This window comes from Desulfoplanes sp., assembly GCF_054921335.1.
On the sequence record NZ_JBUDSQ010000006.1, the window covers coordinates 1 to 12,767 of the forward strand.

At 55.9% G+C, this 12,767-nt stretch carries 13 protein-coding genes; 5 read left to right on the top strand and 8 right to left on the bottom strand.

Going from position 1 to position 12,767, the window contains the following annotated elements; translation table 11 throughout:
* The first annotated feature begins 424 nt into the window (after positions 1-424).
* Positions 425-1,276, top strand: coding sequence for a damage-control phosphatase ARMT1 family protein (locus ACY692_RS02415; protein ID WP_462323738.1), 852 nt, complete (start codon positions 425-427; stop codon positions 1,274-1,276).
* 20 nt (positions 1,277-1,296) lie between these two features.
* The gene (locus ACY692_RS02420; protein ID WP_462323739.1) at positions 1,297-1,884 is read left to right on the top strand and encodes a cysteine hydrolase family protein; all 588 of its coding nucleotides are present in this window, start codon (positions 1,297-1,299) and stop codon (positions 1,882-1,884) included.
* Positions 1,885-2,082: 198 nt separating this feature from the next.
* Here ACY692_RS02420 and ACY692_RS02425 read toward each other — a convergent pair whose 3' ends face one another.
* The 5 genes from ACY692_RS02425 to ACY692_RS02445 all read right to left on the bottom strand — a co-directional run bounded on the left by ACY692_RS02425 (position 2,083) and on the right by ACY692_RS02445 (position 6,148).
* Positions 2,083-2,892: a nitrilase-related carbon-nitrogen hydrolase gene (locus tag ACY692_RS02425; RefSeq protein WP_462323740.1), complete on the bottom strand. Its 810-nt coding sequence runs from the start codon at positions 2,890-2,892 to the stop codon at positions 2,083-2,085.
* Positions 2,893-2,897: 5 nt separating this feature from the next.
* Positions 2,898-3,743 carry a 3-methyl-2-oxobutanoate hydroxymethyltransferase gene (panB, locus tag ACY692_RS02430; protein WP_462323741.1) on the bottom strand — a complete coding sequence of 282 codons (846 nt, stop codon included), beginning with the start codon at positions 3,741-3,743 and terminating at the stop codon, positions 2,898-2,900.
* A 25-nt stretch (positions 3,744-3,768) separates the two neighbouring features.
* A complete protein-coding gene (panC, locus tag ACY692_RS02435) occupies positions 3,769-4,635 on the bottom strand; it encodes a pantoate--beta-alanine ligase (protein WP_462323742.1) in 867 nt (288 codons plus the stop codon).
* Complete coding sequence (locus ACY692_RS02440; RefSeq protein WP_462323743.1) at positions 4,636-5,940, bottom strand: sodium-dependent transporter; 1,305 nt, start codon at positions 5,938-5,940, stop codon at positions 4,636-4,638.
* Positions 5,941-6,016: 76 nt separating this feature from the next.
* Positions 6,017-6,148 (bottom strand): hypothetical protein, encoded by a 132-nt coding sequence (locus ACY692_RS02445; protein WP_462323744.1) that lies wholly within the window; start codon positions 6,146-6,148, stop codon positions 6,017-6,019.
* 592 nt (positions 6,149-6,740) lie between these two features.
* Between ACY692_RS02445 and ACY692_RS02450 the strand changes: the two genes are divergently transcribed.
* A complete protein-coding gene (locus ACY692_RS02450) occupies positions 6,741-8,549 on the top strand; it encodes an oxygen-binding di-iron domain-containing protein (RefSeq protein ID WP_462323745.1) in 1,809 nt (602 codons plus the stop codon).
* 378 nt (positions 8,550-8,927) lie between these two features.
* Here the strand turns inward: ACY692_RS02450 and ACY692_RS02455 are convergent, their stop codons facing one another.
* Positions 8,928-9,311 carry a helicase-related protein gene (locus tag ACY692_RS02455; RefSeq protein WP_462323746.1) on the bottom strand — a complete coding sequence of 128 codons (384 nt, stop codon included), beginning with the start codon at positions 9,309-9,311 and terminating at the stop codon, positions 8,928-8,930.
* A gap of 474 nt (positions 9,312-9,785) precedes the next feature.
* On the opposite strand from ACY692_RS02455, the gene ACY692_RS02460 reads away from it, so the two are divergent.
* Entirely contained in the window at positions 9,786-9,950 is a 165-nt protein-coding gene (locus tag ACY692_RS02460; protein ID WP_462323747.1) for a hypothetical protein, read from the top strand.
* 46 nt (positions 9,951-9,996) lie between these two features.
* Positions 9,997-10,347, top strand: coding sequence for an AEC family transporter (locus ACY692_RS02465; RefSeq protein WP_462323748.1), 351 nt, complete (start codon positions 9,997-9,999; stop codon positions 10,345-10,347).
* 273 nt (positions 10,348-10,620) lie between these two features.
* Here the strand turns inward: ACY692_RS02465 and ACY692_RS02470 are convergent, their stop codons facing one another.
* Positions 10,621-11,589 carry an Rpn family recombination-promoting nuclease/putative transposase gene (locus tag ACY692_RS02470; protein WP_462323749.1) on the bottom strand — a complete coding sequence of 323 codons (969 nt, stop codon included), beginning with the start codon at positions 11,587-11,589 and terminating at the stop codon, positions 10,621-10,623.
* A gap of 354 nt (positions 11,590-11,943) precedes the next feature.
* On the bottom strand, positions 11,944-12,765 hold the full coding sequence (locus tag ACY692_RS02475; protein ID WP_462323750.1) for an MBL fold metallo-hydrolase: 822 nt from the start codon (positions 12,763-12,765) through the stop codon (positions 11,944-11,946).
* Between the last annotated feature and the right edge of the window lie 2 nt (positions 12,766-12,767).

Sequence of the window (12,767 nt, forward strand, 5' to 3'; positions counted from 1 at the left end):
TACCGGGTGCGGCTTTGCACACCCCTCGCGGTCAAGAGATGCGGTATCTATGTGGACTCGCCCCGGTTGTCAAACACTTTTTCGAAAAAACTCAAATTGATCGTCCGGAACCATACTTCCCCGCTCCCACGGCCCCTTGCCCTTTCTGGGAACGCCGAGCGTCTGCTCGGCATTTGGTGCAAGAACAAAGGCGGTTGCCCATCCATCAATCACCGGGGGTCCCACCCCCTATCCCCTCCCTCCTCCCCATACCGGGCCGAGCAGACGCTCGGCGTTCCCAGGGGAGAATTGGTGTTAGCATTTTTGAATTCCCATCAGTTCCTGTCCGCCTGTTGCCTACGCCCACCCCTTTTGACTTTCCCGAATGCCCACCTTACACCAACGCCAATCAGCCGTTGTACGACCACATCAATAAGGATCTACCATGCAAACCACCCTCGACTGCATACCCTGCTTCATGAACCAGGCCCTCAAGGCGGCCAGGATCATCGCCCCTGACGATTTTGATCTGCACAAAAAGGTACTCCTGGAATGGGCATCCATGCTGCCATCCCTCGACCTGACCGTCTCACCCCCCGCCCTGGCAGGCATCATGTACAAACACCTGGCCACTCTCTTTAAAACAGAAGACATCTTTGCCGACATCAAGAACCAGGCCAATACCGACGTGCAGCGCCTCCTGCCCGGCTTCCGACAAACGCTTGCCGTAAGTCCTGATCCGCTCTTCGACGCACTCCGCCTTGCCATCATCGGCAACTATATGGACGCGGGCACCCCTACCCAGCATGGTTGGGAACAGGCTATGAAAGAAGAAAGGGACGCTTCATGGGCAACCACCCATTATCCGGGATTCAGGGAACGGCTGTCTTCTCCCCGATCCGTCCTCATCCTCGGTGACAACGCCGGAGAGATCGTCCTGGACACCCTGCTCGTGGACGAACTCGTCCGTCTCGGCCATGAGGTGACCTATGCCGTTCGCGGAACTCCGATCCTGAATGATGCAACCATGGACGACGCAAAACGGGTGGGCATGACCGACCGGTGCGAGGTCATCACATCGGGCGTGGACACTCCGGGCACTGTACTCGAACGATGCACTGAGGACTTCCTGGATCGCATGGACAAGGCCGAAATCATCATCAGCAAGGGCCAGGGAAATTTTGAAGCCCTCAAAAACGAGAGGACCGGGATCTATTTCGCCTTCAAGGTCAAATGCCCGGTGGTCGCAGCCATGACCGGACGGCCGGAAAAAACATCCATGTTCGAGTATATATAATGGAAGGAGGCACTCCTGCAATGCGTTCCAACGACATGGCCCTTCTGATCATCGACATGCAGAACGATTTCGTCCTCCCCGGAGGACCGGTCCATGTGGCCGGAGCGGCTTCGACCATTCCGGCCATCAAAAGCATGCTTGAAACATTCAGAACGAATGAACATCCGGTTTTCCACATCACCCGCGAATATCGTCCTGACGGCTCGGATGTGGAGAAATTGCGCCAGAAGGACTTCCTGGAAAACCGGCCATTCGTGCTCTCCGGCACCCAAGGGAGCGCAATCGTCAAACAGCTCTCTCCCATTCCGGGAGAATACCGGGTGATCAAGAACCGGTTCAGCGCGTTCATGTTCACGGAACTCGATCTCATGCTCAGACGGCTGAACATCTCCCATGTGGTGGTCACCGGCACCCAGCTCCCCAACTGCGTCCGGGCCACGGTGTTCGATGCTCTGTGTCTGGACTATGACGTGACGCTGATCACAGACGGTTGCTCGGCACAGACATCCGAAATCGCCAAAGCAAATATTACGGACATGGCCAATGTGGGGGTGCGGTGTATGGGATCGGAGCAATTTCTGAAAGGGGTTGAGGGGGTTACGTTGTAGTACCTTACTCAAAAGGTTCTGTTATAAAAAACAAGAAAATTCTATAACCGCCTGAACTTAAAACTTAAAACCTAAAACGTAAAACTGCGGCTTGGCCGCTTTAGGTTTTAGGTTTCAGGCAAAAAGCTGGCTCATCCCGTCTCTTGTCTCCTGCCCCCTGTGGCCCATCCTATTGGTTTCCCGCCTAAAACCTAAATCCTAAAACCTGAAACCGCCCTTCCTCATATTCCGCAAAGCCGGCAATGTCTGCCGAACCTCGCGAATCCTTTCTTTGTCGCACCGAACACGTACAACGCCGGCTGCCTTTTCGCCCCCGTCCGCGAGCACCTCTCCCCAGGGATCGACAATCATGCTATGGCCAAAAAGGTCCATGCCGGTTTCCTGATTTTTCCCGCACAAGGAGGCTGATGCCGCATAGCATTGATTCTCCACAGCCCGGGCCCGAAGGAGCAGATGGCCGTGTGCCTTACCCGTTCGGGCGGTGAAGGCCATGGGGCAGAGGATGAGATCCATAGGCGCGCACGCCCTGAACAGCTCGGGAAATCGGATGTCATAGCAGATGGACAGGCAGATCCGCCATCCGTTGAACCCCCATACAACCGGTCCGGAGCCGTGGGAATAAAGTCTCGTCTCATCAACACCACCGGGCCGATCCGGCTCGAGCTGGAAAAGATGCATCTTGTCGTACCGTGCGACCAGGGCTCCAGTGGGCCCATAGGCAAGGGCCGCATTGCGGATGCCGTCCCCATGGATCACGGGAACCCCTCCACAAAGCACATGCATTCCATGACGTGCGGCAAGCCCGCCAAGCTCCGTGTTCAGCACGGCCAAGGTTCGCGCACTGGACCGCACGGTTGCACCATTGCCCAGACAGAGTGCGGTTTCCGGCAGAACAGCCAGGTCACAGCCCGAGCACTCCCCGAGCAACCGGTCGATGCTCCGGATATTGGTAGCCCTGTCAGGTACGGCCTGCATCTGAATCAGGGCGAGTTCAAGAGTATCCGCCACGTCCATTACTCCCTGGTCTGCAAAAAACGGTCGGCTTCATCTTCCTTCATGCCGAAGCTGTGCTCAGGTCCGGGAAACGTCCCGCCGGCAACATCGTCCCCGTACTGACGCAGGGCCTGGACAATCTCGCCTCCGAGCGTTGCGTACTGTTTGACGAATTTGGGCGTGAACCGGTCGAAAAGCCCGACCAGGTCATGATACACGAGCACCTGCCCATCGCACTCCCTGCCCGCCCCGATGCCGATGGTCGGGATGGTCAATGCAAGGCTGATCTCCCGGGCCAGAACATCGGGCACACATTCGAGCACGATCATGAACGCCCCGGCTTTCTCCAACGCAATGGCGTCCTCCACCAGGGCACGCGCCGAAGCCGCATCCTTGCCCTGAACCTTGAACCCGCCCAGATTGGTCGCGGTCTGGGGGGTCAACCCGATATGGGCGCACACGGGAATTCCGGCCCGACACAACCCTTCCACCTGGGGCACGACCTCCCGGCCACCTTCCAGCTTGACCCCGTCGCATCTTCCTTCCTTGATCAGCCGTCCTCCGTTTCGAACCGCCTGCTCCACGGAAACCTGGTAGGACATGAAGGGCATGTCTCCGAGGACGAAGGCCTTTTCAGTCCCACGCATGACCGCCTTGATATGATGGAGCATCTCCTCCATGGTCACGGGCACCGTGGAGTCATACCCCAGCACGACCATGCCCAGGGAATCACCCACCAGGATCATGTCCAGCCCGGCCTTGTCCACCATGCGGGCCGTGGGATAGTCATAGGCGGTGACCATGGTTATCTTTTGTCCCGCTGTCTTGCGGGAAGCGAGTTGAGGAATGCTCATTTTAGTTGCCATGATGTTCCTCCTCATGACGTTGAAATCAATTGGGGCCAGCAAGTGCCTCCGGATCAATCAGAACATTGTCGATCAACCGAGCATTACCTAGATACATGGCCACGGCAAGAACCACCGGCCCAAAAATAACGGAAACCGACTGCATGGAATCCGGGTCCACGACCTCGAAATAGTCCAACCGGCCGCCGGGGATATGTTCCCCGTAAAATGCCGTAATCGTATCCAGCAATGCAGCGGTCTGTCTCTCTCCGCCCCTGATCCAATCCCTTGCGGCCTGCAGTCCCCTGTACAATGCCGGAGCCTGCCCGCGTTCCTCGGAGGTGAGATAGGCGTTGCGCGAACTCATGGCCAGCCCGTCTTTTTCGCGGACAATGGGACGCCCCACAACTTCCACCGGCATATTCAGATCCCTGACCATCCGCTTGATGATGGCCAATTGCTGGCGGTCCTTTTCCCCGAACGCAGCCACATGGGGCTGGACCAGATTGAACAGCTTGGTCACCACTGTTGCCACTCCCCGGAAGTGAACGGGCCGGGTCGTACCGCACAGTCCCTTTGCCAGCTCCGGCACCTCGACCCAGCTAGCGTGATCATCCTCATACATGGTTCCGGGCGGGGGGATGAACAAGATATCAGCACCGTGCTCTTGGGCCAGCCTCGCGTCCCGCTCTTCGTCTCTGGGATAGGCGTCCAGGTCCTCACCCGGTCCGAACTGGGATGGATTGACGAACAGGGACACGACCAGGATATCACACTGCCTGCGGACCCAATCCATCAGGGAGAGATGGCCTTCATGAAAAAATCCCATGGTCGGGACCAGGCCGATCTTTGTGGTTTTCCTATATTCCAGACAGACCTGCTGCAATCTGTCGGAGGAAGTGATTATCTCCATCTACCCGATCCCCCCGTAGACGATCCCCAGCACCAGCACGAGCATGGCCACCAGCGGGAATACATACTGCAGAAAAAACCGCAGCCGCCCGCCATACACCCGCCCGGCTCCGGTATTGATCTCCGCCATGGCCCGGTCGGCCCCGTAGGCCCAGAAAAAAGCCACCTGGATGACCAACGCGCCAAAGGGAAAAAGATAGATAGTGATAATATCCGCCCACTTGCCGAAGAGCCCCATGTTCAGGTCCAGGGGCAGACCGACCACAAAGGCCAGGGCACCGACCAGAAGCACGGCCACGGGACGCTCCAGCCCAAGCCGTTCGATGGCCGCCTCCACAGGCACCTCCAGGAGATTCAGGGCCGAGGAAAGCCCGGCCAAAACAATGCTCAGAAAGAACAGAGCCCCGAAAAGATGGCCCTGGGGCATGCTTTCGAAAATCCGGGGCATGGTCACGAACAGCAGTCCCGGCCCGGACTGGAGATCCAGACCAAAAGCGAAAACCGAGGGGATGATCACGAACGCGGCCAGCAGCGAGGCGCTGGTGTTCATGATCACCGTCTTGAAGGCAGAATCGGGTATGTCCACATCCCTGGTCAGATAACTCCCGTAGATGAGCATGCCACCGAGGCTCACGGTGAAGAAACTCTGGCCCAGGGCCATGACCCATGTGGTGATTTCCCCCAGTTTGGACCAGTCGGGCTGGATCAGATACTCCACCCCTTTGAGGGAGCCGGGCAGGGTCAGACTCCGGATGAGCAGGATCAACAGCAGTCCGAAAAACAGGGGCATGGCCACCTTATTGCACTTTTCCAACCCCTTTTCGATACCGGCAGCCACGAAGATCATGGTCAGAAGCATGGCCGCCAAATGCCACGGAATGGACGACGATGTCCCGGCCAGTCCGCCGAACAGCCCGCCCGGATCCACCCCCCCGAACCCGCTGAGCAGGGCGAAAAAGAAATACTTGAGAATCCAGCCCAGCACGATGACGTAAAAAACCAGAATCCCGAACAAGGCGACCACGGGAATGGCTCCCAGCAGCCCCCCGACCACGGGCCGCTGGGGCGAAAAAGTCTTGACCAACGCGCCCATGGGACCGGCCTTCTGACTCCGCCCAAAGGCCAGCTCGGCAATGAGCCCGAACACAACCATCCCGAACACGAACAAAAAATAGGGAACGAGGAAGGCGGCCCCACCGTAAGAAGCAAGCCGCCACGGAAACAACCAAATATTCCCCAGCCCGATAGCCGCCCCCATACATGCCAATATAAAACCCAGTTTGCCGCTCCAGCTTTCACGTTCCATCGATCGATTCTCCCTGCTAAGCATACGTGCAAAACCATCTATACCAACATTAGCCAAAATCTCTTACAAGGGACGATTAAAAATCGCCCGTTTTAGGATCCTTCAAAAAAAGCATCCATGAGGACTGCTCGGTATAGTCCAGCTCGGAGGAACATCCGGCTTCCTTCCAGAGGACATCGTCGATATTCTTGAAAATCTCTTCAAACATACGTTTTATGCCTTTTGCTCCGCAATACTATTGATACCATACCCGGACATCCCGGCCGAGAAGGAAATGAACAAAAAAAATTACCGACCAATCCGTTCCACCACCCGAAGATACGCGGAAGAAGAGGTTGTCGGCCGATACGGATCCGGATATGCCCGAACCCATATGGAATGTACTACTCTGCGCACCGCTATCGGACAACGACAACCGTACCAATGGCAGACCAGCACTTGGCATACTACCCGATGGAATTCAACACATTGCAGGATGCCACAACAAGGTCTGGATAAACCCAGCCCCAGCAAGAGAGCTTACAAATCCAGAATGCCAAAGAATGTTTTTGCAGCTCCTCCCGGGGAGGTGCAAAAACGGGCGAATCGTGAATCGCCACTACAGATCTATCCGGAATGATTGCATTTATGACAATTCATGCCGGGAATTGCTGGAGAATAGCTGGCCGCCGAGCTACTGAAAATAGTGTCCCCACGTGCACTCTTTGCCAACAAAAACTCATCTACGCTGATCAGGTACAAAACAGCGGGCATGTGCCCGCATCATCCGCATAAGCCCACACTACTACAGGAGTCTCTCCATGACCTTGTCCCCTGTCGACCAATCCCAGGCCCAGGACGCCGTCTGCCTCGGCAACAACATCTGGTGGGTCGGCCACTATATGCCCGAGGACAAATTCCAGTGCCATGTGTACCTCATCGTCAACGGAGAAAACTCCGTGCTCATCGATCCGGGCTCCAAGCTGACCTTTGCCCATACCCTGCGGAAAATCGAACAGGTCATCCCTTTCAGCCACATCCGTTATTTCGTCTGCCATCACCAGGACCCGGACATTGCAGCGGCCCTGCCTCTTATCGACCAGCTTGTCTGCCGCGAGGACGCCGTTATCGTCAGCCACTGGCGGGCCATCGCCCTGCTGCGCCACTACGGTCTCACTCTCCCCTTCCTCTGCGTGGAAGAACACGAATGGAAACTGGACCTGGGGGACCGGGAGCTGGACTTTGTATTCACCCCCTATCTGCATTTTCCCGGGGCCTTCTGCACCTTTGATCCCCAAAGCCGGATACTTTTTTCAAGCGACCTGTTCGGGGGATTCACCGACGGCTGGAAACTTGTGGCCGAAGACGAAAGCTATTTCGAGTCCATGCGTCCCTTCCACGAACACTACATGCCTTCCCATGACATCCTGTATCACAGCCTTCTCAAGCTGGAACAATTCCCCCTGCAGGCCATCGCTCCCCAGCACGGTTCCATCATCCCCCAAAAACTGGTCCCGTATATTTTCAGCGAGCTCAAAAAACTGCAATGCGGCATATATCTTCTCACCCACACCAGCACGGATGTGATCCGGCTCTCGGAACTCAACCGGATGCTGCAACGGTTCATGCGATCCATTGTCAGCTATCGGGAATTCGGTGATGTTGCCTCGGCAATGCTCGATGAAATCCGACACGTACTCCCAGCCGACCGCCTTGAATTTTATGCATGGGACGAAGAGACCAACCTCCATCTCGCGCCGGAAACACGGTATCACGGCACCACCCGCACGATTCCTGCCGACTACGGCCATTTCGTCAACCTGGACGAAAAAAAATGTCTGGAAATATATATGGATGAAGAGGAGGGGGGAAATACAGCGATTCCCCGGCCCGATCCGGTCGGATCCAAGAACCTTCCTGTTCCCATGCCGCTTTTTTCACCGGCACTGGGGAAGACCACGGGCCTGGCGCTCCTCCACCTGACAAGCCCGGTCATCCTGGACAAGGAAACCAGGGACACCCTCCTGCAAATGAGCATGCCGCTCAGCGTGGCTGTGGAACGGGAACTGATGTACCGCAAGATGGAGATCGAACGCCAGAGCTATTACCAGCGCTCCATCCGCGATCCCCTCACGGGACTCTATACCCGAGAATATATGACGGAGACATTGCAGAGGCTCATGGCACTGCATGACCGTGACGCCACGGCCGGCATAGCCCTGGTCATGCTGGATCTGGATCATTTCAAACGCATCAATGATACCTACGGACACAATGGCGGCGATGAAGTTCTTCGGACGGCGGCTGCCGCCATAAAGAACACGCTACGCGGGGGCGATATTCCGATCCGCCTCGGGGGAGAGGAGTTTGCGGTTTTCGTCAGCGGACAAGACAGTGGTGAGGCCGCGATTCTGGCAGAACGGATCCGCACCGGTATAGCGGCACTCACCTTCAGCGCCCCCATGGACACGGTACAGATGACCGTCAGCTGCGGCGTGGCCTACCGACAGCAGCAGGAAAAACTGACCGATTTCGTGGCAAGGGGAGACCATGCCCTGTACAGGGCCAAAGAAACAGGAAGGAACAAAGTATGTATTGCAGAAAAACAGGACGGGGAGCAGAGCTCATGAGCCGGGACATAGCCGTCGGGATCTTCTGGGAACAGACCCCGACACATGTCCCGGCTCCCCCTTCAGAATAAACCATGACCGCCATGCCCGGATGCTCCTGCAAAAAGTTGAAAGACGGGGTTCAAGCTCAAAACAATATTTTGTAACAATCTGATTTTATTTAAAACTTTCACCTTAAACCTTAACACTGCCTGCAAAAATCTCTTTTTTGCAGGCACATCTGCCCGGGGCCGTGCACGAATGTGCCTGTTTTTGCGAAACCAGGGAGGAGAAAAAAACAATCATTCCAAGAGTGACCGGAAAGAGGGTGTCCAACCATCACTATGCGGCTTTTTCGTGAATTCCGACATACGGCACCTCCCCGGGATTCCCCCAGATTCACCCATCACTACCGCCGCGCAACAATCCGAGCAGCTTGTCGGCAGACACCTTGCCCGAGGCATCGGTGCCGGCCAGGATGGAGGTGGCGAGGTCGCGCTTTTCCTTATGCAGAGCAACGATCTGTTCCTCGATGGAATCGCCCACCACCAGCCGATACACGGTCACGGGCCGTTGCTGGCCGATGCGGTGGGCCCTGTCCGAAGCCTGGTCTTCCACGGCCGGGTTCCACCAGGGGGCCATGTGGATGACATAATCCGCTGCCGTCAGGTTGAAACAGGCAGCGACATTCACGGCCAGAATGTGCAACAAAAGTTGCGGCACCCCCGACAGGGCGCGGTAGGATTCGATCAGGGGAGATTCCTGTTCATCTGTAGTTGACATGCAGCATACCTCATACATCTGCGACCGACTGCGCACCAAAACGCGACCGGGTCGGTACCTTTGATAGATTTCGGTTCCATTTCAAAACAATCAATTCGTAGGGGCACCCCTTGCGGGTGCCCTTTTGGCGACGAACCTCACCCCAGAGAAAATGCCGGAATTGGGTACCCGCAAGGGGTGCCCCTACGGACCGGCTCAAAGCAAAGGTTCGATGGAAACCCGATAATTCGAAATGATTGCGGCGTAAAAACACAGAGGGCGATTCGGCCCACGACCGTACCCCCCATCAAGCAGGAGAGTTCGTGTCACACTCCCCAGAAGAGTTCAACGCATTGGAAACGGCCCTGTTTGCACATTGCACCGTGCGAGACCTGAAAATGCTGGCCTCCGGCCTGCGCTTGACCGATCCCCCGACTCGCAAGGCCGACCTCATCAAAGCCATATACAACCATATGACTGTCAAGCTGCCCTCCATTGTCAAACGTCTTTCCAAAATCGAACAATGGGCGCTCTCAGGATACCGACTCCCTGTGCCTTGCCGCAGGCAGGCAGCACATCGTGGTCCTGCCGGGCAAGAAAACCGAATTCACCAGGGCCCTGGAAGCCATGGGATGCATCCTGCCCGTGCTGCAGGGCTGAAGCCGGCCGTAATCCTTGAGCATCACCCCCCTGCCCCGGGAGCCCCATGCATCTCTTCCTCAACCTCGCACAGACCTTCACCCCCCTGGCCATCCTCTCGGTGGGCCTGGTGTTCAAGATCCCGGAGCTGAAAACCATCCTGCCCCCACTGGCCATTGTCATCGCCATCAAACTCTTTCTCAAGCCCCTGGGACTGGCATGGGCTGCGGATCCGGCAGGATTTGAAAAACTCTGGAAGGATATCCTGATCCTTCTGGGAGCCATGCCCCCGGCCGTGCTGGGCGCCGTATTCCTCCGCCGGTACGGCGGCGACGCATCCCTTGCCTCGGCCCTCCTGCTGGTAGCGACTGCGTTGAGTTGCGTGACCATCCTATGCGTATTCTGGCTGGCGGGTTGATGCGGGCTCTTACCCTGCCCACTCCAAATATACGCGCACAAGCAACGAAAAATGGAGCCAATCAAAAAAACTCGTCATCCCGGACTTGCCGTTGGGTTTACGCTTCGGACTCGCCCCAACCGTTCAAGATCCCGGCCTTCGCCGGGATGACGGCAAAGTACGAAATCCAGCTCGTAAAATGACAATTCCTCGTCAGGACCTGACACCAAAAACGCCCGCACGGGATTTCCTCCCGGCGGGCGTTTTGTGCGTTTGATCTATGAGAATGCCGATTCAGTCCTTGATGACGTCCTCGATAGTCGCGGCATCCAGGATACGCTCGGCCCAGAGATCGAGCTGTTCAGGTGTGGCATTGCGTAATTTCTCCTGAACGCGTGAATCAAGATAGCTGCCGAAACGTTTCCTCATTTGGCGATTCAGAATTGCATTACGCCCCGACAGTTCGCCCAGTTGCACGCCTTCCATCCGTCCCTTTGATTCCAATCGTTGTGCCAATGTCATGACCGTATCCTCCTTGCTCGCGGACAATGTCCGATGAGCGATATCTTGCATATCTTTCTCGCTGATGTCCATAGTCTGAACCATATAGCGGAAGACGACCTCCAGCCAGCGCATGGACGACTCGCTCTCGTCGAGTTTGGCCAACTCCATGAAGATTTCCATGACATGATGCAAGGCCTTGGGCTTGTTCTTGGCCCGGAAGCAGAGAAGTACCAGCTTCATAAAGATAACGCCCTTGATCTCCTGTTCGGAATCCGGGGAAAAATCCAGAAAGATCGTGTCGAAATCCGGCACATAGGCTTCAAAACCCGGGTCGGGCAGTTCGATCAGCTCGGAAAGACGGACCGAAGACCTCACGGTCGAACCATGATAGACAATGATGGGGATGATCAGGGGAAGGTCAACCGCATCCGAATGCTGCTTGAGATACAATTCCCAGATCTCGATCAGATACCGGAGCACCTGCAGCACAGCGAAACGGTCATCATAGCTCTTGTGCTCGAACAGAAAATACACGAACCCGGTCCGATCGTTGGAAAAGGACACCTCGTACAGCAGATCCGAAAAGCGCTCGATCTGATCCCGATCCACAAAACTGTCCTTGCTGATGGACAGGGTATCCATCCGGATATGCTCGGTAATTTCTTTCGGCAGGTAATTACCCAAAAAATCCGCTGCCAGCTCCTTCCGGCTCAGGGTTTCCTTGAACAGGGTATCGTGGATGTTATTGATCTTGGCCATAAAATACGGGTAATGCATTCAAATTGATCAGCCAAGAAGGGATAAAAATCCTACGCCCCCCCACCAGCACCCGTACGGGCGGATTCAATATCCGCCCGTTTTCCCGCGCCCCGGGAGGTGCGGGAAAACAAACATCCATACGGGATCAGAATTACCATCCGAAACGGTATCGTATCGCAAATACATGTATCAGTGATCACACCTGGTCAATTTTCGGCTGTTATTTGCAACAGGAGACGGGAGACGGAAAAACAAACACGTCATCCCGGACTTGATCCGGGATCTCCCCCGATTTGGCATTACCTGGACGTTTCAATGTTCCAACCAATCCAACACCTTTCAAAACCGTCCCGACTATATCCGAACGACATCCCCACAACACAATTTGGGGGCACCGAACTCCTGGTAAAACCTGCTCAGTGCCGGCAATGCCGTGCAGTGCAGGGGAAAAAGGCGGTCAACCGGATTCTCCTTGAAATAGCCCACCGTTTTCTCCAGCTGTTCCCCCTCCTCCAGAAGATGGAACCCGCCCAGGACCATGTGCACATGGGATTGCCCGGTGACCTTTTTGGCGTATTCACAGCTATTGCAGATCCCGGCATGGGCGCATCCTGGAATGACCACACATCCCTTGCTGGTTGCAAGAGCCAGGGCGCTGTCGTCCAGGAGAAAATCCGGGCGATTCTCCCCGTTGTCCTCAAGAAAAAACGTCGTGTTCACGGATTCGAAATCATTGGCCCTCGGGATCTCACCCAAAAAATAAAGGGACTCGGTCAGGGCAAGGGGGTCACGCACCAGCTGGAGATCGAACCTGGTTTCCAGTTCCTCACGGGATGCCCCAATGCCGTTGTACTCTCCGCTTTGCTTGTGCCTGTTTGCAAAAATTTCGGGATGGGCGACCAGCTTCGTGGGACCGCCATCCCGTCCGAGATGCAGAATACCGTCGGTATGGTCCCAATGACCATGACTCAAAACGACGCAATCGACCTGGTTGGGATCGACCCCCATAAGCGCAGCATTGTGCATGAAAACATCCGATGGCCCGGTATCGAAAAGCACGTCCTTTTCCGCCCGAACAAACAGGGACAATCCGTGCTGACCCATGAAAATTTTGTCACGAAATCCCATGCGGGCCTGGTCCTCGCAAAGGATGCATATTTTTGCGCTGTCTATCATGC